General features: G+C 71.0%; 18 protein-coding genes. 2 read left to right on the top strand and 16 right to left on the bottom strand.

The window, feature by feature from the left end; translation table 11 throughout:
• Positions 1 to 59: 59 nt before the first annotated feature.
• The 3 genes from ACOZ38_RS37345 to ACOZ38_RS37335 all read right to left on the bottom strand — a co-directional run bounded on the left by ACOZ38_RS37345 (position 60) and on the right by ACOZ38_RS37335 (position 4,077).
• A complete protein-coding gene (locus ACOZ38_RS37345) occupies positions 60 to 1,550 on the bottom strand; it encodes a hypothetical protein (RefSeq protein ID WP_424535690.1) in 1,491 nt (496 codons plus the stop codon).
• On the bottom strand, positions 1,551 to 3,188 hold the full coding sequence (locus ACOZ38_RS37340; protein ID WP_424535689.1) for a protein kinase domain-containing protein: 1,638 nt from the start codon (positions 3,186 to 3,188) through the stop codon (positions 1,551 to 1,553). It abuts the gene before it with no gap.
• A gap of 253 nt (positions 3,189 to 3,441) precedes the next feature.
• Positions 3,442 to 4,077: a pyridoxamine 5'-phosphate oxidase family protein gene (locus ACOZ38_RS37335; protein ID WP_424535688.1), complete on the bottom strand. Its 636-nt coding sequence runs from the start codon at positions 4,075 to 4,077 to the stop codon at positions 3,442 to 3,444.
• Between the two features lie 67 nt (positions 4,078 to 4,144).
• On the opposite strand from ACOZ38_RS37335, the gene ACOZ38_RS37330 reads away from it, so the two are divergent.
• Positions 4,145 to 5,548: a PLP-dependent aminotransferase family protein gene (locus ACOZ38_RS37330; RefSeq protein WP_424535687.1), complete on the top strand. Its 1,404-nt coding sequence runs from the start codon at positions 4,145 to 4,147 to the stop codon at positions 5,546 to 5,548.
• 95 nt (positions 5,549 to 5,643) lie between these two features.
• On the opposite strand, the gene ACOZ38_RS37325 is transcribed toward ACOZ38_RS37330, so the two are convergent.
• From ACOZ38_RS37325 to ACOZ38_RS37315, 3 genes are all read right to left on the bottom strand, one after another.
• Positions 5,644 to 6,795, bottom strand: coding sequence for a DegT/DnrJ/EryC1/StrS family aminotransferase (locus tag ACOZ38_RS37325; RefSeq protein WP_424535686.1), 1,152 nt, complete (start codon positions 6,793 to 6,795; stop codon positions 5,644 to 5,646).
• A gap of 77 nt (positions 6,796 to 6,872) precedes the next feature.
• Positions 6,873 to 7,955, bottom strand: a complete 1,083-nt coding sequence (locus ACOZ38_RS37320; RefSeq protein WP_424535685.1) for a GNAT family N-acetyltransferase — start codon at positions 7,953 to 7,955, stop codon at positions 6,873 to 6,875.
• 124 nt (positions 7,956 to 8,079) lie between these two features.
• A complete protein-coding gene (locus ACOZ38_RS37315) occupies positions 8,080 to 8,613 on the bottom strand; it encodes a hypothetical protein (RefSeq protein WP_424535684.1) in 534 nt (177 codons plus the stop codon).
• A 323-nt stretch (positions 8,614 to 8,936) separates the two neighbouring features.
• Here ACOZ38_RS37315 and ACOZ38_RS37310 point away from each other — a divergent pair, with 323 nt between their 5' ends.
• Positions 8,937 to 10,322, top strand: coding sequence for a GH39 family glycosyl hydrolase (locus ACOZ38_RS37310; protein ID WP_424535683.1), 1,386 nt, complete (start codon positions 8,937 to 8,939; stop codon positions 10,320 to 10,322).
• A 75-nt stretch (positions 10,323 to 10,397) separates the two neighbouring features.
• On the opposite strand, the gene ACOZ38_RS37305 is transcribed toward ACOZ38_RS37310, so the two are convergent.
• The 10 genes from ACOZ38_RS37305 to ACOZ38_RS37260 form a co-directional block, all read right to left on the bottom strand.
• Positions 10,398 to 13,094: a hypothetical protein gene (locus ACOZ38_RS37305; RefSeq protein ID WP_424535682.1), complete on the bottom strand. Its 2,697-nt coding sequence runs from the start codon at positions 13,092 to 13,094 to the stop codon at positions 10,398 to 10,400.
• The gene (locus ACOZ38_RS37300) at positions 13,091 to 14,482 is read right to left on the bottom strand and encodes a lipopolysaccharide biosynthesis protein (RefSeq protein ID WP_424535681.1); all 1,392 of its coding nucleotides are present in this window, start codon (positions 14,480 to 14,482) and stop codon (positions 13,091 to 13,093) included. Before ACOZ38_RS37300 ends, ACOZ38_RS37305 begins: the two co-directional genes overlap by 4 nt.
• Before the next feature lie 49 nt (positions 14,483 to 14,531).
• Complete coding sequence (locus ACOZ38_RS37295) at positions 14,532 to 15,332, bottom strand: polysaccharide deacetylase family protein (protein ID WP_424535680.1); 801 nt, start codon at positions 15,330 to 15,332, stop codon at positions 14,532 to 14,534.
• 4 nt (positions 15,333 to 15,336) lie between these two features.
• Positions 15,337 to 16,323: a glycosyltransferase family 2 protein gene (locus ACOZ38_RS37290; protein ID WP_405140834.1), complete on the bottom strand. Its 987-nt coding sequence runs from the start codon at positions 16,321 to 16,323 to the stop codon at positions 15,337 to 15,339.
• A 5-nt stretch (positions 16,324 to 16,328) separates the two neighbouring features.
• On the bottom strand, positions 16,329 to 17,162 hold the full coding sequence (locus ACOZ38_RS37285) for a glycosyltransferase family 2 protein (protein WP_424535679.1): 834 nt from the start codon (positions 17,160 to 17,162) through the stop codon (positions 16,329 to 16,331).
• A 131-nt stretch (positions 17,163 to 17,293) separates the two neighbouring features.
• Positions 17,294 to 18,412: a GNAT family N-acetyltransferase gene (locus tag ACOZ38_RS37280; protein ID WP_424535678.1), complete on the bottom strand. Its 1,119-nt coding sequence runs from the start codon at positions 18,410 to 18,412 to the stop codon at positions 17,294 to 17,296.
• A gap of 627 nt (positions 18,413 to 19,039) precedes the next feature.
• Complete coding sequence (locus tag ACOZ38_RS37275) at positions 19,040 to 20,677, bottom strand: RNA polymerase sigma factor (protein WP_424535677.1); 1,638 nt, start codon at positions 20,675 to 20,677, stop codon at positions 19,040 to 19,042.
• A gap of 339 nt (positions 20,678 to 21,016) precedes the next feature.
• The gene (locus tag ACOZ38_RS37270) at positions 21,017 to 22,822 is read right to left on the bottom strand and encodes a substrate-binding and VWA domain-containing protein (RefSeq protein WP_424535676.1); all 1,806 of its coding nucleotides are present in this window, start codon (positions 22,820 to 22,822) and stop codon (positions 21,017 to 21,019) included.
• A gap of 242 nt (positions 22,823 to 23,064) precedes the next feature.
• Positions 23,065 to 23,346 (bottom strand): hypothetical protein, encoded by a 282-nt coding sequence (locus ACOZ38_RS37265; protein WP_424535675.1) that lies wholly within the window; start codon positions 23,344 to 23,346, stop codon positions 23,065 to 23,067.
• Positions 23,347 to 23,406: 60 nt separating this feature from the next.
• Entirely contained in the window at positions 23,407 to 24,045 is a 639-nt protein-coding gene (locus tag ACOZ38_RS37260; RefSeq protein WP_405140829.1) for a hypothetical protein, read from the bottom strand.
• Between the last annotated feature and the right edge of the window lie 91 nt (positions 24,046 to 24,136).

Genomic DNA, 24,136 nt, shown 5'->3' with positions numbered 1-24,136 from the left:
CAATGCTGGTCGTCATCCCCCGAACGCATCAGGAATCCCCGGTCCGGACGGTGAACGGGTCAGCACTTGTAGGTGAACGACGCTTTGTCCTCCAGGCGGGTGCCCGCGGCGACCGGCGAGAGCACGCGGAGCCGGGCCGTGAGCTTCTTGGTCCCACGGCCGCCCACGTCCCACTTGAGGCTGACCTGGTGGGTGGACTGCCCGGACGGCACGGAGTCGGTGTGCCTGACCGGCTGCTCGCCGCTGGGCAGCCACTCGTAGGACACCTGCCCCGCCGACCCGTTCGTGGTGATCACACCGATGACGTTGACCGTGATGTCGCAGCCCTTGGCCTTCGGCGTCTTCACGTCGACCGCCGTGACCGCAAGCGGCTCGCCGCGCTGGAACCACAGGAAGAGCGCGGCCGCGATGATCAGCACGAAGAGCACGCCGGACCAGAGGGTGCCGCGCCTGCGGCGCCTGGGGGCCCGCCTCAGCCGCTCCTTGGCGGGCGCGGTGACCTGCTCGCGCCCGGCCCGCCAGATCTGGGCGGCCGTCGTGTCGGCGGGCACCCCCGGGCCGAAGCGCATCTCACCGCTCCGCGCCGCCTCCGTGGGGCCGGTCGAGCCCGCCGACGGAGCCGTGCCGGCGGGCGCCCCGTCATACCCGGCCGCCGCGATCCCGGCGGCGCCCGCGACGGCGGCACCGCCCGCGGCCGCCGTGCCTGCCGTGCCCGCGTACTCTCCGGTGCCGGGCGTGTAGAGCAGGGTCATGACCTCGCCGCTCTCGGCGCCGTAGGGAGCGGACGGGCGCGGAGGCTCCTGGGTCGGCACGTCGCTCGCCGACCACCACTGGATGGTCCGTACGAGCCGCTCGCGGGTGATGAATCCCGTGGGAAGCAGGTCGCGCCCGCTGAGCAGGGCGTCGCGGGCGGCGCTGAGCCCGTGGGTGATGGCGGTGGCCGCCGCCCGGTCGAACAGTTGCGCCGCGCGCGGATCGCCCGCCGCCCAGCCGGCGGCGAGGCCCCGGGCCAGTGACGCCCACGCCGTGAGGTCGCGGTCGGGCGAGGGCTCCTCGCCCCGCAGGGCGAGGAGCAGCCCGCGCTCGGCCAGGACCGCGGTGCCGTCCTCGCCGATCACCACCGTGCCCGCGTGCAGGGCCCCGTGCGCGAGGCCGGCCGCGTGGACGGCCAGCAGGGTCTGGGCGGTCTCCACCAGAACGGTGGCCGCGCTCCCGGAGTCCGGCGGGGGGACGCCGGGCCGTCCGGTCATCAGCTCGGCCAGGGACGGCGTGGCGGGGCGGCCGGCGAGCAGCCAGACCTCCCCGCGCGCGGCCACGAGGTCGGCGATGGGCATCAGCCCCGTGAGGCCGCTCTGCGCCAGCCGCCGGTCCGCGGTGACCGCGGCGACGACCCGTTCTCTGGCGCCGGGGGCGGACAGGGATCGCGGATCGAGCATGAGAGCCCCGCCGCGGGTGCCGTCAGGGCCGATCGCGTCGATCCACGTGCCCACCTCGCCCATGCGGGACCGGCCCGTGAGCCGGTATCCCGCGATGCTGTCGCCATCAGGCATCTACTGCCGCCTCCGGTGCCGTCCCGCCATGCGCTGTCTCAACGCAAGTGTGGCGGGTACGGCGGCGGCCGTCATCAGCCCGGCGGCGAAGGCGCCCTTGGGGTTCCTGTCCGGCGTCGACTCCGGCGAGGGCGTGTCGCCCCTCCCCGTCGGGGTGTTGGTCGGAGTCTGCTCGGGGTCGGGGGTCCTGCTCGGGGGGGCGGGCGAGGGAGTGGTGGCCGTCGGCGTCGGGGTGGGCTTCGGCTTCGGCTTTCCGGAGGGCAGCGGGTCGTCGACCTTCGGATCGGACTGGTCAGACTCGGACGGCGAGGGGCTGGGCGAGCCGGAGGGGGAGGCCTTGGGCGGCTTGGTGGGCTTCTTGCTCGGGGAGGGCTTCGGCGAGGCCGGCTTCTTGGTGGGGGGCGCGACCGTCGGGGCGGCGCCGGTGGTCTTGGTCGGCGCGGCCGAGGTGGGGTCCTCCGAGGGGGTCTCCGCCGGGTCCTCCGAGGGGGTCTCCACGGGGGAGTCGGCGATGGCGGGCTCGGGGGAGCCGGACTCCTCGCCGGTGTCCAGCGGGCTCGCGGCCGGCGTGGCGACCGTCGTCTGGGCCTGAAGCTTGGTGTCGCCGAGCGACCCCACCAGGACGGCGGTGATCGCTGAGATGACGGCCAGGCCGACCGCGCCCACCGCGATCTTGACGCTCAGCTTCTTCACGCCCCGCGCGGCGCCGCCGCCGAGGTCGGTGTCGGCGAGGGAGGTGCCGGCCGCGGGTGACTCGCCCGCGAGCGGGAACAGCAGCGCGAGGAGCCCCGCCAGGGCCGCCAGCCTGCGGCGCCCGCGGTCCTCCCAGTCCGGCCCGTACGCGTCGGCGGCGACCCTCTCCAGCTCAGCGAGAAACGAGTCGGCGCTCGCCGGACGGTCGGCGGGATGCTTGGCCAGCCCGCGCTCGACGAGGCCACGCAGCGGCGCGGGCACCTGGTCGACCGGGGGAGGCATCGACTGGTGCTGGCGGGCGAGCACCGCGATGTTCTGCGACTGGAAGGGGCGGGTGCCGGTGAGGCACTCGAAGAAGACGATGGTCGCGGCGTAGACGTCGGTGCTCGGACCGGCGGGGGCGCCCGCCCACTGCTCGGGCGCCATGTACGGCGGCGTGCCCGCGCCGCTCACGCCGTCGCCCGAGCGGACGGCGATGCCGAAGTCGATCAGCTTGCTGTGGCCGGTGCCCTCGATGACGACGTTCTCGGGCTTGAAGTCGCGGTGGACGACCCCGCTCATGTGCGCGGCGGCCAGCCCGAGCAGGGCGCCCTTGAGCAGGACGAGCGCCGCCTCGGCGCCGGTCGGCCCCTCGGATCGCAGCATCGCGCGGAGCGAGACCCCGTCGACGAGCTCCATGACGATGGCCGCGCCGCCGTCGTTCTCGATGTACTCGTAGAACCGCGCCGCGTGGGCGCTGTCCATCAGCTCCAGCAGGCGTGCTTCGTGCCGGAAGCGGATGATGAATCCCGGATCGGCGCAGAGCTCGTCCGACAGATACTTGATCGCGACGTACGACTGGTCAGCTTCGTAGCGTGCCATGACGACACGTCCCGAGCCCCCGCTTCCGAGATCTCGGATCTCGGTATATCCGGGGACTCGCCATGCCCCCGTGTGGCCGTCCATGCGGTCTCCTTTTGTGGCCGGGCCCCCACCCATGACGCGAGAACGAAGCATAACGATGGCGTGGCTGATCCGTGATGTTTAAAAGGATATTCCGCATATTGTCGACACCATTGTCAGTATTTCCGGCCGTCCTATCTCGGGCGGCGGGCAAAGGCAGGGACGCCAGGCATGGGGAGAGCTCCCTGGCGGCGGAGGCCGGTGGACCCTCGGGCACGGTGGTCGCGGTGACCCCAGCCGGTGCGGATCAGTCGTACTACCGGCCGCGCTCGGCGATGTGTGCGGGCACGGGGATCCCCGGGGCGAGCGCGGGGTCGGGCTCGGGAGTGCCCCAGCTCACCTGGAGCGGCAGCACGCCCGCCCACACGGGCAGCGCGTAGTCCTCGTCATCGTCCACGGGCGGGCCCTGGCGCACCTTGACCGACGCCTCGGACAGGGAGATCGCCAGCACGGCGGTGGCGGCCATCTCCTTGGCGACCGGCCGCCGCACGGTGTCCCACTGGCCGGGGGCCAGCTGCTCGGTGATCGCCCGCAGCGCGGCCAGCCGCTCGTCCGCGTCCTGCACGGCCCGCGCCGTGCCGTAGATCATGGCCGAGCGGTAGTTGACCGAGTGGTGGAAGGCCGAGCGGGCGAGCACGATGCCGTCGAGATGGGTCACGGTCACGCAGACCTCGCCGGCCGCGCGCAGCGAGGTGGCGCCCGTAGACCCGTGCAGGTAGAGCGTGTCGCCGATCCTGCCGTACCCCGTCGGGATCACCATCGGAGACCCGTCCACCACGACCCCGAGGTGGCAGATCAGCCCGGCGTCGAGGATGGCGTGGAGCTCGGAGCGGTCCGTGCGGCCCCGCTTCTTCGAACGGTTGAGGGCGGTGCGAGGAGTCGTGGAGAGCATGCCGCTAACGTAGGCGCCAAGTGGACTGGTGGTGTATGTCCACTCGCGATCACTTCCGGGAGACCACTTGCGCGGCCATGTCGACCTTCCCCTCGCCCTCGACCGGGAAGCGCCGGTCCCACTGGCCGTGCAGCTCGGCGACCAGCTGAGGGACGGCATGCGGGCGGGCGCGCTGAAGTCCGGCGAGCGCCTGCCGTCCAGCCGGGGGCTCGCCCGGCTGCTGGGCGTCAGCCGCACCGTCGTCACCGAGGCCTTCCAGCAGCTGTACGCCGAGGGGTGGCTGGAGGGACGGCACGGCTCCGGCACCTATGTGGCCGACTTCTCCCGCTTCACGACCACCCCCCGGAGCGCCGGGCACCCCGGCGCAAAGGCGCTTCCAACGGACGCCGAGGGCGAGACGGCGCCGGGCGTTCCTGGCAGGGGGACGGTAGACCTGCGTCCCGGGCGGCCGTGGGTGCTCGACTACGACCGGGCGGCCTGGCGGCGTGCCTGGCGCCGCGCGGCGGACCGGCCGCCCTCCGACGTCGTCGACCCCTACGGGCACCCGCGCCTGCGCGAACTGCTGGCCGACCACCTGCGCCGGGCGCGAGGGGTGCCCGTGGGCCCTGAGAACGTGCTGGTCACCCGGGGCACCGGCCACGGCATCGACCTGATCGCGGCTACCGTCCTGCGGCCGGGGGACGGCGCGGGGGTGGAGGAGCCGGGCTACCGCTCCGCCCGGCACGTCTTCGCGGCCAGGGGCGGCCGCATCGTGCCCTGCCCGGTGGACGAGCAGGGTGTCGTCCCCGCCGACCTCCCGGGCGACCTCCGCGTGCTCTACACCACCCCCGCGCACCAGTTCCCGCTGGGCGGCAGGCTGCCGATCCCCCGCAGGGAAGGCCTGCTGGCGTGGGCCCGCCGCACCGGGGCCCTGGTCGTGGAGGACGACTATGACGCCGAGTTCCGCTACGACGTGGCGCCGCTCCCGGCCCTGTACGGCCTCGACCCCGAGCGGGTCGTGCTGCTCGGCACGCTGTCGAAGTCGCTGGCTCCCGACGTGGGCATCGGCTGGCTGGTCGCCACGCCCGGCCTGCTCGCCGAGATCGCCCGCACGCGCAAGATGCTGGCGGACCGTACGTCCGGGCCGGTCCAGGAGGCGGTCTCGGTGCTGCTCGAGGGCGGCGACCTCGACCGCCACCTGCGGCGCATGCGGCTGGAGTACGCGCGCCGCCGGGCCGCCATCGTCGAGATCCTCGGGCCGCTGGTGAGCGGAGACTCGGCCGGGCTCCACGTCTTCCTCAGGCTCCCGGAGGCGGCCGTCGGGCCCCTGGTCGCCGAGGCGGCCGCGCGCGGGGTGCTCCTGGACACGACGGTGCGGCACCACCACGGTCCGCCGCGCCACCACGGGCTGGTCATCGGGTACGGCTCGGCGTCCCTGGGCGAGGTGCGGAAGGCGTGCGCCGTCATCGCCGACCTCACCGCGAACGCGTGAGCCGCCGAGCACGGCGGCGTGATCCAACGAGGTGCGGTTCAGGCGGCGTGATCCAACGAGGAGCGGCTCAGGCGGCGTGATTCAGGAGGTACGGCTCAGGCGGCGTGGTCGAGGAGGCGGTCGCCCGGGGGCGGCGCCGGCCGCAGCGACTCGACGACCGGCAGGGCTCGCTCGGCGTACAGCGGGTCGACCGGGAGCACGTGCCGGGCCCACCACCGCGCGGCCTCGCGGTCGGGCGACGGTTCGACGAACGGCTCGGCGTAGTCGTCGTACGGCGGGTCGTAGAGGTAGCCCGTCGGGACGCCCCGGCGCTCCAGCGCGGCGATGGCCACGTCGCGGTCGGAGACGAGCAACGGCACGCGGAAGAGCGGCTGGTCCACGTGGTCGAGCACCCCCCGCGCCACGGTGGGCAGCTCGGCCAGCCTGGCGACGCCCGCCAGCCTTCTCGCGCGCTCTCCCTGGAGGCGGGCCAGGCGCCGCCCCTGGTACCACCGCGCGACGGCGCCGCGTGAGCTTCGGTAGTCGTGCAGGTCGGCCCGGACCCAGGCGTCGAGCGCGGGCAGGCCCGGCGCCTGCGCGACCGCCGCGCGCAGCTCGTCCGGCCGCAGGGCGATGCGATAGCCGTCGCGGGACTCCTGGAGGCCCATGATCCGCGCGACGCGCATGGCGGGGCGGGCCATGTCGAGCTTGAGGGCGAGGCGGCGGCCGACGGAGGTGGCGACGCCGAAGAGGTCCTTGCGGAGGGCGCCGGGCTGGAGCAGCAGGTCGCGCTCGCGCTCCAGCGCCCGCCGGTCGGCGGCGCCGTCGACCACCAGCACGCCCCCTGACCCGGCCCCGGCGTGCTTGGAGAGGCTGAAGACCCCGGCGACGCCGAACGTGCCCACGGGCCTGCCGTCGACCGAGGTCTCGGCCGCGTGCGCGGCGTCCTCGATGACCACCAGCCCCGCCATGCCGAGCACGTCGTCCGGCAGGCCGTACAGGTTGGTGGTGAGCACCGCGTCGATGGTGCCCAGCAGGGCGCGCGCCATCTCGATGTTGCCGTCGAGGACGGAGATCGGCGCGATCACCGGGATGAGCCCGGCCGCGAGCACCAGGAAGAGGATCTCGTCGGCCGAGATGGGGGACATGAGCAGCCGCTGGCCGGGCGTGCACCAGTGCCGGAGGGCGAGGTAGAGCCCCAGCCGGTTCGACGGCAGGTAGACGCTTTCGCGACCGGTACGGGCCGCGAGGAGTTTCTCGGGGCTCACTGCTCCTCTTTTCGCCGCCTCACCCTTCGGCCGCCTGGACGGCCAGAGCAGCAAGGTAGCGCATGGCAGCCGCCCCGTTACGACGCGATGGAGGTACGGATCTTCCCGTAGGTCTTCAGTGCCAGGTCAGCGGTCTCCCGGAGCATCGAATTGGCGAGGACCGTTCCACGTGCCTTCCGGACGGGCACGCGGACCAGCCAGTGAACTCCGGCCCCCGCGGTGGGCCGGGCGATGCGGCCCTCGGTGACCCAGAGCTCCCCCGTCTTGAGCTTCTCCTTGTACTCCTTCTCGCCGCGTCCCATGTCGATCAGGCGGATGCCACTGCCGGCCGCGCGCTCGGCCATCGCGAGGTGGTGGATCAGACCGGGGGAGTACTTGGCGAAGGCCGGGTCGTAGGCGGGGAACCAGCCGGCGAGGGTCGTCTTGGTACGCAACCCGAAATGTCCGGCGACCGGGCGGCCGTCGACGTAGATCATGTCCAGCGAGCCGCCGAAGTGCTCGGTGTCGATCTGGAGAAGGCTCTCGACCAGGCGCAGGATCCACGGCCGCGAGAACCTGTCGGCGCGGCCGGTGCGGCGGTACTGGCCGGTCTTCCAGTCGATGAGGGTGCGCAGCACGGATCCGTCGGAGACCCCGTAGTCGTGGCGCAGCTCGCCGAAGTCGCGCTGGAGCTTGCGCGACTTGTACGCCGTGGACTTGTAGGTCTTGCCGGACACCTGCTTGAGCGTCTCGACGTACGCCTCGTAGCCGTCGGACAGGTCGATGACCGGCGACGGGTGGCGGGTGTGCTTGGCGGGGACCAGCGGCTGGCCCGACTGGAGGTGGTCGAACTCGAACACCGCGAGCCCGCAGGCCTTCATCAGCTCCTGCGGGTCGAGCTCGATGTCCTTGGCGTGGACCATGCCCTGAGCGTCGGTCAGCCCCGCCGCCATCGGCATGCCGATGCCGAGCTGGTGGCGCTCGAAGGGGAAGAAGCCCACGATGTCGGCCCCGTCGCTCAGAACGGCCACGCGCGCCTGCTCCCGCACGCGGCCGGTCTCGATCGTGAACTCGGGGGAGAGGAAGGGGCTGTCCAACGCGGGATCGCCGCTTTGGAGCGCCCGCCACCGGGCCGCCTCGGTCGGGCCGAGTTCCCGAGGATGGACGACGGAGATGCGCATGGGCTCCTACTGGGTGGCGATGTGAGACGAGAGCGAGGCCCGCGCCTTTTACCCAGCTTGGTGCCTGGGATGTAATAGTACGATAAAGATCAGATCACGGTGCTGTCAGTGATCGCTGAAACCTCTATCGCTCTACTTTCTCCGAAGCGCATTCCTGGTCCATCTCCTGGCGGGGTCGCGGCACCTCCAGGGGCGGCACCTGCCCGCCCACGATGCGGTGGACGTCGATCGGCCCGGGATCCCCCTCAGAGGTGCCCGGCACCTGGGAGTTCCCGAAGTGCCCGCCTCTGGCCCACACCCGGCGGCTGCCCTGCGCCGCCACCGAGTGCGGATAGGGGAGTGGGGGCCCGGCCGGCCAGCGGCGCGGGACCTCCCAGGAGTCCAGCCAGGCCAGAATGTCGTCCAGCCCGTCCAGCTTGGTCTCGGTGAAGGGCTCCTCCACCGACCCGAGCACCCGGATCTGCACGCAGATCCGGCCGTGCCGGTTGAGATCGCCCGGCAGGCCGCTCGCCGCCCGCGTGGGGGAGAGGGACTGCATGATCTGCCCGGTGACGGGATTCCACACCAGGTGGGCGGGACGTTTGATCTGTACGAGCCGCTGGGCCACGGATCTGGCCGAAACCCGATGGGGATCGGTCGGCCAAAGAAACCAGACCACCCGGGGAGCTCCTCCGAGCATGGGGCCGGAGTCCTCGAGAGCGGGAATTCGACTGGCGACGGGCAGCCATGCCTGGGCCACTGTGCCCCCTCAAATCCTCGGTCGCCGGGCTTTATACCCCTTATGCGAAGCGGTTGACACCTAGTGATCTTGATTATTAGTTGAACGCCTGTGCGCGGACTTGGTTTCCGGGCTCCTTTTGGGGCAGTCTGCTGCCGTACGGTGGCCGTGACCTGGGGGCGGGATGACGGCGAGCCGATGTTCGTCGGCCGACATCAGAACCAATCAAGGGTTCTGCAAGCCTTAGTGGATACGGTGACTGAGTGTTGGAGAACAGCGGTCGGCACGCGAGGAGCCGCTACGTCCCCCGTGGGCCGGTCGCCGTCGGCGCCGGCCTCCTCGCCCTGGCCATGGTGGTCGGGCTCCTGGCCATCGCCGCCCACCGGGGCGGAGGCCGCTCCGACGGCGTGGCCGCCACGATCTTCGCCACGCCCGAGCCGCCTCCCACCCTGGAGCAGCCGCCCGTCGTGGACACCTGGCCGCGCTGGGGCGTCACCCACACGCAGTACAGCGCCGACAACGAGACCCAGCGTGTGCGCACGCGCGTGAGCGACCTGTTCTCCCGGGTCCCCATGCTCCAGAACCAGCACATCATGGGCTGGGGAGCCGGCAACCCCGAGCCCGCGCCGGGCAAGTACGACTTCCGCGACCTCGACCGCCGGGTCAAGCTCATGGCCGCCACCAAGTCGCAGCCGGTGCTGACGCTGTGCTGCGCCCCCGACTGGATGAAGGGCGGCGCCGAGGGCCGCACCAGCTGGGGCAAGATCGAGGTCGCCCCGCAGCGCGACCACTTCGACGACTTCGCCAGGCTCGCCGGCACGGTCGCCAAGCGCTACCCGACCGTCACGCACTTCATGGTCTGGAACGAGTTCAAGGGCTTCTGGGACGACGCGCACGCCAACTGGGATGTCGAGGCCTACACCGACCTCTACAACCGCGTCTACGACGCGGTGAAGGCCGCCAACCCCAAGGCGCAGGTCGGTGGCCCGTACATCCCGGTCGACAGCCACGTCTCCGCCACCAACGCCTCGAACGTCAGGGGGCCCTGGGGGGCGGTCGACAGCAAGACGCTCGACAGCGTCGAGTACTGGCTCAAGCACAAGAGGGGCGCCGACTTCATCGTGGTCGACGCCTCCTCGGCCACCAACGACCGCGGCCTGGTCCCCGACGAGTTCACGGCCGTCAAGAAGTTCTCCGCGGTCACCACCTGGCTGCGGCAGAAGAGCGGCGACCTGCCCGTCTGGTGGGCCGAGTGGTACGTCGCGCCCGACAGCATCGACTGGGACGAGCAGCACCGCACGGCGGTGCAGACGGTGGCCATGATGGAGTTCGCCAGGAGCGGGGCCGCCACGGCGCTCTACTGGAACCCCCAGCGCCAGGCGGGCGACGACTGCCCCGGCTGCCTGTGGTCGCCCGGCGAGGGCGAGGAGATGCCCATGGCCGGCGTGCTGAGCGGCTTCACCCGGTGGTTCCCCGCCGGAGCCCGGCTCGTCGACGTCCAGGTGTCCGATCCGAGGGTCCGGGTGCTCGCCGTCGACAACCAGATGATCATGGTGAACACGACGGACGGCCCGCTGTCCGTCGACGTCGACGGCAAGGCGTTCCAGCTCAACCGGTACGACGTCAGGTGGAGCGACCGAGGGCAGTGAGGCTCCCCCCGGTACGGCATGCGTGAGGTTTCCCCCGGTATGACGTGAGCGACCGCGGTCGCTCACGTCATACCGTCAGCCCGTCAGGGTCACGAACCGCTCCACGATGACCGCCATCGCGGCCAGGGTCATGACGATGCCCAGGATGACCAGCTTCCGCCTGCCCTTCGGGGCGCGCTCGGTGCCGCGCAGCCTCGACAGCTCCGCCGCGAAGAGGGTGAAGACGGCCAGGGCCAGGGCGACCAGGCCGAGCGGCGTCCACGGCGTGGAGCGGTCGCCCACCATCGTCGCCGGCACGGGCGGCGGGATCTCCGACCCCTTCGGGTACGAGCGCAGCGTGTAGATGGCGGCGTCGGTGTTGGAGTAGACCCGCTTGAGGCTCGGTGAGGCGTCGAGCGCCGCGCGGAAACGCTCGCCCCACCCGGCCGGGAACCCGTGGTTCAGCTCCAGGTACGCCGCCTGGCCACGGCTGGTCATCAGGAAGCTGTTGGGCGGCTTGGCGCGCAACGCGGTCAGCACCCCGCTGAGGTCGGCGGAGTTCTCGTTGACGAGCGCCTGGTAGTACTCCACGCGGTCGATGTCGCGCTCGCGCCACGGGATCGTGGGGGTGACCTCCTCGCCGAGGATGGGGACCAGGTAGAACAGCCGGGCGCTCGGTCTGTCGTGGTCGTAGACGTAGTGCATGGCCGCGGCCTCGCCGGTCGTGACCCGCTCGAACTTCTCGTTGCCGTAGCGCGCCACCAGGAACGCGACCGACAGCGCCAGCGCGGTCACCGCCGCGAGCACCGCGGAGACGCGCCGCGTCGTCGCCGGATCGAACCGCAGGGGCCGTGGACGTCGCCTGACGGGCACGGTCTCGCCCTCGCGGGCGTCGCTGGTGTGCGCGGGAAGGTTCGGGAAGAAGGCGTACGCGCCCAGGATGCAGGCGGCGGGCAGGGCGAACATGTAGACGCGCAGCCCGATCTCGCCGCCGTAACTCTGCAGGCCGAGCGCCAGCACGGGCACGCACAGCAGCACCGCTGCGGTGCGGTCGCCGACGCCGCGCCGCAGCCGGCGCAGCAGGCCGATGGCGGCGAACAGCAGGATCACCCCGCAGATGGCGAGCCGCACCTTGAGCACGATGGCGTGCTGCGGGTCGGTGCCGACCAGCCGGTCTCCGGTGTTCTCCTGCAGGTTGGCGAAGATCTTGCCGATGCCGCCGAACAGCTCGTTGATCCGGCCGCTCCAGAACGGCGTCGCCTGGTAGTTGATCCAGGCGATCACGATCAGGCCGAGGAACACCGGGAGGGCGAGTGACAGGGTGCTGCGCCGCAGCAGGATCAGCCCGGTCAGCGCCCCCAGCATCATGAACGGCGTGATCTGGTGGGTCGCCGTGGTGGCCACGAACAGCCCCACGAGCAGCGTCAGCAGCACCACCCGGTCGGTCACGGTCGTCGGCCGCGCCGGCAGCTCGCCGGGCGACAGCCGGTCGAGCCTGGCCAGCATGCGCCGTACGAACCCCTTGGCGGGCAGCGGCGCGGTCCTCGGCTCCGCGCGGCCGAACCAGCGCATCAGGATCGCGATGAAGACCAGGTAGAGCGCGTAGGTGAAGCCCTGAGGCGAGAAGTAGTCCTGCCCGATCCACTGGACCAGGATGAACAGCAGCGCGGCGAACCACCGGGCCCTGGTGGTGGCCACGAGCTGGCGCAGGATCAGCACGAACGGCAGCAGGTAGAGCAGGTTCGAGACGAACGGCGTCCACTGCAGCACGGTCGAGGGGTCCTCGACGCCGGCGGCGCGCAGGACGAACCCGAACAGCGCGAAGAACCCGGGCCAGGCGAAGCGGGCGTCGAGGCCCGGCAGCGCCTCGCCGGCCCGGCCGATGTACTCGGCGAAGCCCGCGTGCACCCACGCGGTCGGGAAGCGCGGCTCGGCCTCGATGAGCGCCGCCGCCCCGTGCAGGGTGAACGTGATCGCCGCGAGCTGGAACAGCAGCAGGCCCTTGCGGTCGGTGTTCTGCGTCAGCGTCACGAAGAACGACACGATGATCAGGGCGATCGCCGCGAAGGCCGTCACCGGGAGCACAGAGACCAGCCCCAGGCCCTCGATCTTGTCGAGGTCGACGCCGCGCATGATGCCGTGCGGCACACGCAGCGCCAGCACGTACATGACCAGGCCCTCGACGGTCAGCAGCGGCGGCAGCCACGAGGACGCGCTCGCCGCCAGCCGCGTGACCCGGGACGGCGCCACCTCGCCCCCGAGCGGAGCCGCCGCCACCGGCTCGGCCGGGGCCGTGGGTACGGGCGCGGGCTCGGCGGGCAGGGGTTTCGGAAGGACCGGAAGGGCCTGGGCCACGGCCGGCGTCGTGTCGAGAGGCTCGCGCTTCGGCTCGGCGGGCTCGCGCGGCTCAGCGGGCTTGTGTGGCTTGTCCGTCTTGCCGGGAGGCTGGGGCTTCGGCTCGGCCGGCTTGCGTGGCTCGGCCGTCTTGCGAGGAGGCTCGCGCTTCGGCTCGGCAGGTTTGGCGGGTTTGTCGAGTTTCAGGGGCTTCTCGGGTGCGGGGGAGGGTTGCACCGCCGGAGCGACGCTCGCCGGGAGCGGAAGCCGGATCACCTGGGTGGCGTCCTCGTCGTACGCCTCCTCCGCCGCCGCGCCCTTCTCGTCCCCGGAGGGAGGGATCGGCAGGGACACCGGGCGGGTCATCTCGGATGTGGTGTCGACGTCCACTTCCATGTCGGCGTCGGCGACCTTCGCCGCCGTCTCCTTTTTCACCTCGTTGCCCGTCCGTTGACTCACGTAGACCATGATGCGGCCTCGGGCGCCTCCCGCGCGCTCGCCGATTCCGGCGTTTCCCGGTGATTGAGAATCTCGCGGAGCCCACCGAAGATCAACAAGGCGACCAGGACCTCGCTGAAGAGCAGCCCGTACCCGACCGAGGTGATGCCCGTCACCGGCAGCAGGATGAGCGAGGAGGACAGCACCAGGACCGCCAGGCCGATCTGGACCAGGGCGAGCTTGCGCGCCTGGCTGCGGGCGCGCAGCCCGCTCAGATAGATCTCGATGAGCACGCGGGGGAGCACGGCGAGGGCCATCAGCCGGAGCAGCGGCGTGCCGTGCTCGGAGAAGCCCGGCCCGAAGACCGAGAGGATCAGCGGTGCGGCGGCGAACGTGACGGCCGACACTGGCCCGATGATCAGGTACGAGCGGCGTAATGCCTGGCGGCAGTTCGCGGCCAGCCGTGACCGGTCGGTGGAGCCCTCCACGGTGAGGGAGGTGGCCATGTTGATGGCCAGCAGCTCGATCATCGCGCCCAGGGTCTGCGCCATGGCGAAGTAGCCGAACAGCTCCCCGCTGACCCGCGAGGCGACGTACACCGGGAGGAAGTAGACGATGGCCAGGATGGAGAGCGCGCCCGGGTAGTCCCCCGCCAGGAAGCGGCCGACCTCGCGGAACCTCGGCGGCTTGGAGCCCTCGGGCGCCATCCGCGCGTGACGGGGTACGAGCACGCCGAAGATGAACAGGTTGATCGGGATCAGCGCGAGAGCGGTGGGGATGATCCACGAGACGTAGATGCCGTCGTCCGGCAGGGCTCCCGCCAGCGCGACCAGCAGCCCCATCTTCACCACGCCGAAGCACAGGCTGTTGACCGGCACCCACACGGCCTTGCGCATCCCGGCCAGCGCGACGTCCTGGAGGGTGAAGACCGACCAGACGGCCACCGAGGCGAGGAAGAACAGCCCAGGGCCCGCACCGGCCAGCGTGGAGTAGTTCTCCCCCCAGAACGGCAGCGTCAGCAGGAACCCGCCCGCCGCCACGACGGCCGTGAGGGTGGCGACGAGGTAGCCCCGGCCGATCAGCGCGCCCGTGCGCCTGCCCGCCACGGGGATGAACCTGGCGAGGGCGCCGGTCAGGCCGAGCGCTATGAGCCCGGCGAACAGCCGCATCGCGGTGATCAGCGCCTGGCTGCGCCCGAAGTCCTCCGGGGTGTACAGCCGGGCGGCGAGCAGCCAGTAGCCCATGCCGAGGATCGCCGTGACGCCCGTGTTGGCCATCAGGGCGTACCCGTTGAGGAAGAGCGGGTTGCGCAGGTCGCGCAGGAGCCGCCGCCACAGGGCCGCCAGCCTTCCGGCGCCCTTGTCCGCGTCCGGCTGCTTCGGCCTGTCGCCGGCCACTGTGGTGTTCATGGTCGCGTCACCCCCCTCTTCGACGCGCGGCGTCTTCCCCGCGGTTACTTCACTCACGCCCGACCACGTGGCGCAGGCCGTACCGTGTGCGGCGCACCATCGCGTAACCCTTGGTCAGCGCGTGTTCCTTGAGATAGATCAGCGGCACGCCGCGCCCCTCGACGGCCCGGCGGAAGCGGTCCATGGTGGTGGACCGGCCCACGGTGAGCCGGGGCAGCGCCATCACGTCGCCCGAGTCGGCCGCGAGCGTGTTGGCCACGGCGCAGGCCGCCCAGTAGCCGGCCTTGCGCACCTCCCTGCGCACGCGGATGCTGGAGTAGCCGTACGGGTAGGCCATCGTGGCGACCGGGCGCCCCACCTTGTCCTCCAGCAGGGCCTTGTTGCGCCGCAGCTCCTGGCGGAGCGCCGCGTCGGGGAGCTGGTCGAGCTGGGGGTGGCTGTGACTGTGCCCGGCGATCTCGATGCCGCAGGACACGGCCTCGCGCGCCTGGCTCCAGCACAGCATGCGGTCGAGGGGCTTGCCCGCCGCGTCGCCGCCCGCGTCGCTCACCCACCCGCTGGTCAGGAAGACCGTCGCGGGGAAACCCAGCTGCGCGAGGATCGGCAGGGCCTCGCCGTGGAAGTCGGCGTACCCGTCGTCGAAGGTCACGACCACGGGACGCTCGGGGGCCGGGGCGCCCCCCGTGCCGTACAGGGAGGCGACCAGGTCTCCCAGGGTCAGGGGGGTGAACCCGCGGTCCTTGAGGTAGGTCATCTGGGACTCGAACACCGAGGGACGTACCGCCAGCGGCCGGGTAGCGTTGTTCGGGCGATCGGTCACGGAGTGGTACATCAGGATCGGCACGCGCATGTGGTCACCGTTCGTGTTGGATGGATCGTCCCGCACGGTTCCCGCGCAGGCGCAGCCTGGCGGAGCCCACGGCGTACCCCCACGTCGTCCAGGCCAGACCGGTGACGATCGCCCCCGCTCTGGCCAGGCCGGCGAGATCGCCCCGCAGGGCGTCTCCCACGCCGCGAAGAGCGCCCATCGGCAGCGTCTTCATGGCGTGGGCGCGCTCGCTCGACAGCCCGTCGCCCGCGCCGACCTCCTGCGCGACCAGCGCCTTGGAGAGCCCTTCCGCGTAGCACCGGGAACGGAAATAGCGGAACGTGGCCCGCGACGCGGGCACTCGATGGCCGATGACCGCCCGGGGCTCGAACATCATGATCGAGCCCGGCCTGCGCTGGGAGAGCCGGATGCAGAACTCGGTCTCCTCGCAGCCCAGCGGGCGGCTCTTGCGACCTTGGACACTGCGGCCGATGCCGGAGTGGAACCCTCCGACCTCGCCCACCACCTCCCTGCGGAAGGCGGCGTTCCCCCCCATCACGTTGCGGATCGGCTTCCTCTCGGCCGGCAGGCCGCGATAGGTGCACCCGATGGTCCAGTCGAACTCCTCGGGGAACCATCGCGGCCGGTCGCCGTTGTCCCAAAGTGGTCTGGTCAACCCGCCGACCCCCACGACGGCCGGGGTGCCACCCCGCTCGACTGACATGGCATCCTCGAACGCCGCGAGCCACTCGGCGTCCGCGACGGCGTCATCGTCCAGGAAGGCCACGACGTCGCCGGAGGCGGTCGCCACCCCGGTGTTCTTGCCGCCGGACAGACCCCGCTCGTGGGAGTTCTCCACGACGATCGCGTCGGCGTACTCCCGCTTGAGCCTGAGGTGCAGGTCGGGGTTGTAGTCGACGACGAGGATCAGTTCGTACGGCTGACGCCTCTGGCTGCGCACCGACTGAACGGCGGCCCTGATGTCGTCCCACCGGTCTTCGGTGTAGACGCAGATGACGACGGAGATGTTCATCTCGGTTATGCCGCGCCCTGGTCGGCGGCCGGTTGGGCCGTGGGGGCGGGGACGGCCTCGGTCATGGGACGGCGCCACTCACGCATGATCGTCTTGAGCACGCGCCAGCCGTCCCGCACGACGCGGAGGTTGCTCTCGCCGTGGATGCGGCATCTCTCGTGGCTCGGCACCTCGTGCACGCGCAGCCCCGCTCTGGCCGCGCGGATGTTCAGCACCGTCTCCACCTCGAAGCCTTCGCAGTCGAGGTCGAGCACGTCGAGGTGACGCGCCCAGAAGGCGTTGTAGCCGTAGCACAGGTCGGTGTACCGGGTGCCGTAGATCCAGTTGACCAGCGTGCGCAGCACGCTGTTGCCGAGACGGCGGCTGACCGTGAGGTCGTCGCTGCCGCCACCGCTGGCGTACCGCGAGCCCTTGACGAAGTCGGCCCCGGTGACCAGCGCGCCGACGAAGTGGATGATCTCCCGGCCGTCGGTCGAGCCGTCGGCGTCGAGCATCACGATGATGTCGCCGGTGCACTCGGCGAACCCGGTGCGTAGGGCGTCACCCTTGCCCTTGCCGCGTTGCTGGATCACGCGGAGGTTCGGGCGCAGGCGGCGGGCCACCGCCACGGTGTCGTCCGTGGAGTTGCCGTCGACGAGGACGATCTCGTGGATCCAGTGGGGCAGCGTGGCGAAAACGTGCGGAAGGTTCTCCGCTTCGTTCATGGCCGGTACGACCACGCTGACAGTCGGGGAAATGGCCAGGTGCGGCGTTAGAGGGGTGAAACGGTCCACTGCCGGCAGTGGCCTCAGGCTGTGAAGCTGAGGTTTCCCGTTGTGCTTGGTGATCTCGGGACTCATTTTGAGGGATGTCCTTCCGGGCGGTCTGACATCGGCGGCGACTGCCAATAGGACCGGCGCGACTGGACGGAGAGGGGTTTCTCCGCCCCGGTCAGATCAATAGAGGGTTTGTGCTCTTTTCGGGGAAGACTTCAGCTCGCCCCCGAAGGTTCCTTTTGTATGTTCTCGGGGTGGATGGAGGTGCGGACCCGCCCGAACCCCTTCAGCAGGCGGTCGGCCAGCCGGTAGAGCGATGGACGGTCGACCACGATGTTGCGGGCCTTGTTCACGGGGGTCCGCCCCATCCAGTGGACGGCGGCCGTCGCCGACGGACGGGAGACCCGGCCCTCGGAGACGTGGATGACGCCGTTCTTGAGCCAGCCCTTGTACTCCCGGCCCCCCTTGCCCATGTCGACCTGGCCCAGGCCGTGAGAGGCGGCGTGCTCCGCCATGTGCAGGTGGTGCATTATGCCGGGGGAGTAGCGGGCGAACTCGGGGTCGTAGGCCGGGAACCACCCGACCAGCGTGTTGTGGGTGCGCAGGCCGAAATGCCCCGCCACCGGGGTGTCCCCGGCGTAGAGCATGGTGAGCACGCCGCCGAACGACGGCGTGTCGGTGCCGTGCATCTCTTCGAGGAGCTCGACGATCCACGGCTGGGCGAACCGGTCGACCCGCCCGGTGCGGCGGTACTGGTCGGACTTCCAGCCGGTGAGGGTGTGCATCGACTCGGGGTCGGCCGCGCACCACTCCAGCCGGATCTCACCGTGCTCGCGGGCGAGCTTGCGCTCCTTGTACCGCACCGTCTTGTAGTTCTTGGGTGAGTTGGCGCGGACATACTCGATGTAGGTGTCGAACCCGCCGGTGAGGTCCATCATCGGCACCGGGCGCACCGCCGACTCGTGCGGCGCCCAGGTGGGCTGGTCCGCGACCATGTGATCGAAGTCGAAGACCGAGAGGCCGCACGCCCGCAGGAGCTCACGGGCGGAGATGTCGAGGCCGGGGACCGAGATGAGCCCGTGGCAGGTGGTCAGCCAGCTGCCGAGGGGCTTGCCGATGGCGAAGGCGTGCCGCTCGAACGGGAGGAAGCCGACCACCTTGGCGCCGTCCTCGATGACGGCGACGCGCACGTACGAGCGGAGCCGGCCCAGGGCCAGCGCGAACTCGACCGAGAGAAAGGGGTTGTCCAGTGACGGAGCCGCGTGCTGTAGTTCACGCCAGCGGGTGAGCTCCGGCTCTCCGAGCTCCCCCGGCCGAACGACCGTGACTTTCACCTTGACCCGGCCCCCTGTTCGGTGTGCGCACTGCCGTTCCCCCGGTACAGAGACCGAAGAACCCACATGAATCCACCGAGCACCGCGACGGTGGCCACTCCCGCGCGAGGAGACCAAGCGTCGAACATAAGCATGGCCTCGGCTAACAGAACGTTTATAACGAGACTCGCGGCGGCGCCCACCGTTAGAGCCGCGAGAGGGTCACGATCACGCAACAGTCCTACGACCGATGCCCCCGGCACCACCAAAAGGAACAGAGGCGTCAGAATCAGGCGTGCCGGAGTGTGGATATCGGCGAGCGCGATCACCGCTCCCGCGGCGCACGCGACCGCCAGCACCCATGTGAGCACTGCTCTGTTCGTACGCATATCTCCTGGCTCCGCTGGTCAAGGCCGACTAAAGACATGGTTGATCGCTGCTCTCATATGACCAACCACGCTATGCGATCGTCAATGCCGACGCCCTACCCCGGTCAATGGTTTACCTAGACGAGGGTAAGAACCGTTGTGTAGTCAACCACGTCAGGCACGCCAACGACTGATGCCCCCGAGACCATTGGGGCGCCAGGGACCGGAGGGTCTTCAAAGGTACCCCTGGTTTGCCCCGGATGCGCGGTCGAGCCGGAATTCAGGTGGGTCCTCCGCTCGATTCCCCGCTCGGCGTGCCGGACGCGGACGGCTCAGGCGTGGGTGACTGGTCAGGCGGCGGATCGGAGGCGGGCGGCGGGTCCTGACCGTCCCATGACAGGTGACACGAGGCGCGGCCGGACGCGGAAGCCAAGGTCACAGTGCCCTCTCCCGCCTCTCCCGGCTCTCCGACGGCGACCGAGAGCCTTTCCTTCACGCCAGACTTGAGTACGCCCTGGCCGGGCGTCACGGCCAGGCCCCCCGTGGTGGTAGCCGTCCAGGAGACGGTCGCGTTACGCGCGGAGACAAGGATCACACCATCGCCCTCCGCGCCGAGCGCCCCCGGGCACGAGACGACGAGCTTGGCCGCGGGCGCGGGCGGCCGGGTGGGCGTGTTCGAGGGAGGGCGCGGCCTGCCGGTGGACGCGGCGGGGGCGGCGGCCGCGCTCCGGGTCGGTGACCTCGTCGCGGGGGTCGCGGTGGCGGGCGTGGGCGGCGGCGGCTCCGACGGGGACGGGGTGTCGTCGGGCTCGGGCCCGTAGCTGATCTGGAGTTCGCCGGGCGTCTGGCTCGGGAAGCGCAGGGTCTGCGTCAGCCCGTCCGGGGATGAGGGGCCCTGCCCGGTGGCGACGACCATGGCCCCGGTCGCCACCAGCACGCAGGCGACGGTGGCGAAGACGGGCGTTCTCCGGGAGGTCCTGCGGGCGTGCGCGACCCCGGTCCCGTACCGGGGGGTCTCCGGCTCGGGGGACGCGCGGTGGTCCTCCCGGGCTTCCCTGCCCCTGGACCGGCGCTCGGCTCCCACCGGGGGGAATCCGCTCTTGTCGAACCGGTCGGCCACCGCCATGATCGCCGTCCGCCCGGCGTCGCGCTCGGACTTGGCGCAGGTCTCGGCGACCCGGCGGCGCAGCGACAGGGGAGGGAAGGCCACGGGGATGGTGTCGAGCAGGCGCTCGGCCGACACCCGGCGGCGCCGCCCTTCCGTGCATTCCTTGCAGCCGATGATGTGCCTGGTGAGGCGCCGCCTCAGCTGCTGCGGGAGCGGGCCCTCGACGGAGTCGAGCAGCGCGGACAGATCGGGGCAGTGCGCGCGGCCGGTCCTGGCGAGGATGACCGCCGCGGCGGCGTTCTCCAGGTGGTCGCGGGCGCGGGCGAGACGGGTGCCGGTCTGCCGCGAGGTGAGGCCGAGCACGGCCCCGATCTCCGACACGGTGAGCTCGTGCCGCAGCGCGAGGAGCAGGACGTCCCGCTCCTTGTGCCCCAGCTCCGCCAGGCCCTCGCGCACGATCGCCGCGAGCTCCGGATCCTCCTCGTCCCCTTCCAGGAACAGCTCCGGCGTGGTGCCGTGCGCGGGGGTGCGCCCGCGCCGGGTGGTGCACTGGAAACGCGTCAGCGCGTACAGCCAGGCACGCGTGCGCGCCGGCTCGCGCAGCGCTCCTGCGCGGCCGTGGGCGGTGACGAGCGCGTCGTGCACGGAGTCCGCGGCGGCGTCGGTGTCGTGGAGCAGTGAATAGGCGTAGTCGTTGAGTCGGTCGGCATAGGCGTCGTAGAGGCCGTCAGCCGCGCGGCCGTCCGCTCGGCGCAGGGCCTCCAACATTCGCTGGTCGTCGGCACGGCCGACGGTCGGCCATCCGGGCACTGATCTTCCTCCCCGCAGGACGGGTACCTGGCATTTCGGTCGCGCACGCTCGCGAGAACTACCCCTGCCCGCGCCAGGCCCACACGCGTAGGACGTCCGTTCCCCTCGCCCGGTTCACCCGGGATTGTTTGATAATCATCGGGTATGACCTGGGAAAACAGGGTCGGATGGGACTGCTGAAACGGATGTTTCCTGGCGCGATAACTGAGGTGATGATCGGTGACGCGGACAGGCGTCCACGGTGACACACCGCGATTCACTTCCGACAGGGGTAAAAGTAAAACGCCCGACTCCGGGCCCGTTAAAGGCCGGAATCGGGCGCTCGCGCGCGGGGCGCGTTTACTGCTGGGACGTGCTCCCATTGCAGTTGGGGGCGCACAGGCGGCGTGAGATGCCCTCCAGGAAGACCTTGCGGATCTCCAGGGCGTTGTTCGGGAAGAACGCCTGGCCCTGCGTGGCCTTGGCGATGGCCTGCATCTGCCGGCGGCCGGCCGCGTCGTCGGCCCCGAGGGCCACGATGATCACGCTGATCGGCTGCGTCTCGTCGAACTCCGTGCGGAGCTTTTTGAGGATCGCGGCGTTGGAGATGCCGCCCTCGGGGTCGTCGTTGCCCACGCCGTCGGTGAAGACCAGGATCGTATTGATCTTGTCGGCCTCGTACTCGGCCTTCATCTTGTCGTAGGCGGCGGCGAGCGTGTCGTTCAGACCGGTGTCCCCGGTGGCCTTCGCCTTTATCCGCGAGAGGGACTGGCCGATGACTTCCCGGCGGGTGGCACCGTTGATCTTGGCGCCGATGGGCCCGACGGGCACGACCTCGCGGTAGTCGACGCCCTTGCCGTTCAGGTTGGTGGAGAAGACCCAGGTGCCGATCTCGGTCTTGTCGGGGAAGAGCTTCAGCCCCTCGATCGCGGTCTGGGCGATCAGGTTCATGCGGTCGCCGGGGGCGCCGACGGCCGGCAGCGCCATGGTGCCGGAGATGTCCAGCAGGGCGAGGAGCCGGCCGCCCAGCTTGAGGCGGGACCACGCCTGCGAGAGCTTGGTCACCGAGGCCGCCTCGGGGACCTTGATGGCGCGCGGCGTCGCCGGGTTGAGACCGTTCGCCTGGCTGATCACGCTCCCGCCCTTGCCGTCCGGGGTGCGGAAGCCGTACTGGCGGATGGTCTTCTTGGCCTCGGCGCCGGACAGCGCGGTGGCGAAGCTCCTGGCCGCGTCGCGGGTGGCCTGGTCCTTGGCGGTCACGACGACCGGGTAGTCGAGGCTGATCGTGCCCTCGGCCGGGTAGAGCGCGACGATCTCGCCCGGCTTGGTCTTGGCGTTGAACGCCCAGATGCCCTGCTCGGAGGCGATGCCGATCGGGACGCGGGACGACTGCTTCGCCATGGTGGCGAACATGTTCGCCGGGCTGTTCACGGCGTTCTCGGAGAGCTGCCTGAGCACTCCCACCAACTGGTCCTCGCCGGCGCCCGACGCCTGGAGGATGCCGGACCCGGCGAGCAGTGCGCTCAGCCCGGCGGCGTTGAGGGTCGGGTCGAGCGGGAGGACGCGGATCTTGCTCGCCAGGCCCTCGGGGTTCGCCGCGTTGGCGGCCGACATCAGGCCGCTCCAGCTCGGCTCGCCGAAGGCGCTCTGCAGCTTCTCGACGGCGGGCTTGGGAGCCGCCAGCACCACCGGCGAGCGGGCGATCGAGCCGACGGGCGCGGAGATGCCCGACCCCTTGGGTGTGGAGCGCAGCTTGGCGACCCACAGGCTTGAGTCCGGGATCCACAGGTCGGCGTCGAACTTGCCGGCGGTCGCGCCCGACCCGGCGATGGCGTTGGTGACGCCGGCGGGATCGCTCTCCTTGACCGTGACCGCGAAGCACTTGCCGTTCACGGGGGTGGTGTTCTTGGAGAAGCCGGCCGCGATCTTGCTGATGGCGGGCTCGATGTCGGGGGAGGCCACGACCTGGAGTGCGACCGTACTGTCGCCGCAGGTCTTGTCGCGGCTCATGATCACGTAAGCCGCGACGCCCAGCAGCACGGCGAGCGCCACGGCGCCCGCGAGGGGCACCAGCACCTTGCCCCGGCCCGCGCGACGGCGGCCGGACGGCTCGTTATAAGGGTTGTAGCCGCCCTCAAGCTCGTCTGTGCGGTGGCGTCCGCCCACGGTGTCCTCTTAAAGTGTCGATCTTTTCCGAACGTGGCGCACTCTGCAGCGACCATATAGGGAGATCCCAGGTAATGCTTACGGAACCATAGCGTCAAGCCGGATACCGGCAAAACCGATCATTTCGTGCAGTGATTACCGTACGTGCAAGTAACTTATGGCTGTGCTGTCCTCTCGCGATACATCTTGACAGTCGCCTGACGCGATGTATCGTGACGCAAAAGATCGCGACATTTCGCGCTTCAATGTGGAGTGCGGGTGCCGTACTCGGCCGGCAGGGGGTAGCGGCTCGTGTCGATGGTCATCGAGGGCCGCGACGCGGGGACGCACGGCCCCGCGACGGGGGTTGAGGGGTCCGTTCCGCTCCGAGGCGGCAGGAGCGAGAAGCGCCCGGACCTGCTGCTCATCGAGCTGGACGGGCACGGCTGCCCAGCGGAGGTCAGGCGGGCGCTCAGGGAGTCGGACTGCGTGCGCGAGGTGGTGATCGCCGGGCGCGTGTGCCGCGCGCTGGCGGACCCCGGCACCGCGCCCCGGGTGGCGGTCGCGCTGCGGGCTCAGGGACTCGAACTCGCCGTGGTCATCCTTCAGTGGTGGCAGGAGTGGCCGCGCCAGGCGCTGCGGCCCTCGCGGACGGCTACGGCCGCCAACATGAGCGCCACCGCCGGATCGAGCCACCACCAGCCGAACGAGGTGGCGGTCAGCCCCGCCAGCACGCCCCCGGCGAGCAGGGCGCAGAGCAGGTTCTGGGTGCCCTCGCCGGTCGTGGCGACCGAGCCGAGGCGGGCGCCGAGCCTGCGCTTGGCCACCCCGAGGAGCGGCATGCTCACCAGGCTGATCGTGGTGACGACGACGCCCAGCACCGTGGGCACCGACCGCTGACCCGACCCGAGGTCGTAGGCGACGTGAAGCACCAGATAGGGCGCGAGCAGCCAGAAGCTGACCGCCACGGCCTTCTGCGCCCGGTGCTCGGCGGTCGCGGAGTGGAGCCTGCGCCCGGTGAAGCGCCAGATGACGATCAGGCTCGCCAGCGCCTCCACGAGCGACGACCAGCCCCAGCCGATCAGGGCCACCGAATGGGCGGACAGGCCCGCCGCCAGCCCAAGGGAGCTCTCGGCGCCGAGCCAGACCAGCGTCGCGAACGAGAGCGTCCTGGCCAGGCGCGCGTCGCGAATCCACTGCGCCGGCGGGGCCGAGGGGCGCGCGTACGTACCTTGATCTGGCACGATGGCCCCCGATCGATCGAACCTGGCCCTGACAGCGGTGAGTAGCCTACCCGTTACAGATAGCGTCACGTCCCCGCCCGCGTAAAGCTGT

This window comes from Sphaerisporangium viridialbum, from assembly GCF_049674955.1.
In the GTDB taxonomy this organism is placed as follows: Bacteria; Actinomycetota; Actinomycetes; order Streptosporangiales; family Streptosporangiaceae; genus Sphaerisporangium; species Sphaerisporangium viridialbum.
This window is presented reverse-complemented; position numbering and strand designations above follow the sequence as displayed.

Bases quoted from the DNA above. Each gene is read 5' to 3' on its own strand.
- ACOZ38_RS37345 (WP_424535690.1), bottom strand. From the start codon at position 1,550: ATGCCTGATGGCGACAGCATCGCGGGATACCGGCTCACGGGCCGGTCC.
- ACOZ38_RS37295 (WP_424535680.1), bottom strand. From the start codon at position 15,332: ATGCGCGTGCCGATCCTGATGTACCACTCCGTGACCGATCGCCCGAAC.
- ACOZ38_RS37285 (WP_424535679.1), bottom strand. From the start codon at position 17,162: ATGAGTCCCGAGATCACCAAGCACAACGGGAAACCTCAGCTTCACAGC.
- ACOZ38_RS37340 (WP_424535689.1), bottom strand. From the start codon at position 3,188: ATGGACGGCCACACGGGGGCATGGCGAGTCCCCGGATATACCGAGATC.
- ACOZ38_RS37290 (WP_405140834.1), bottom strand. From the start codon at position 16,323: ATGAACATCTCCGTCGTCATCTGCGTCTACACCGAAGACCGGTGGGAC.
- ACOZ38_RS37300 (WP_424535681.1), bottom strand. From the start codon at position 14,482: ATGAACACCACAGTGGCCGGCGACAGGCCGAAGCAGCCGGACGCGGAC.
- ACOZ38_RS37335 (WP_424535688.1), bottom strand. From the start codon at position 4,077: ATGCTCTCCACGACTCCTCGCACCGCCCTCAACCGTTCGAAGAAGCGG.
- ACOZ38_RS37320 (WP_424535685.1), bottom strand. From the start codon at position 7,955: ATGCGCATCTCCGTCGTCCATCCTCGGGAACTCGGCCCGACCGAGGCG.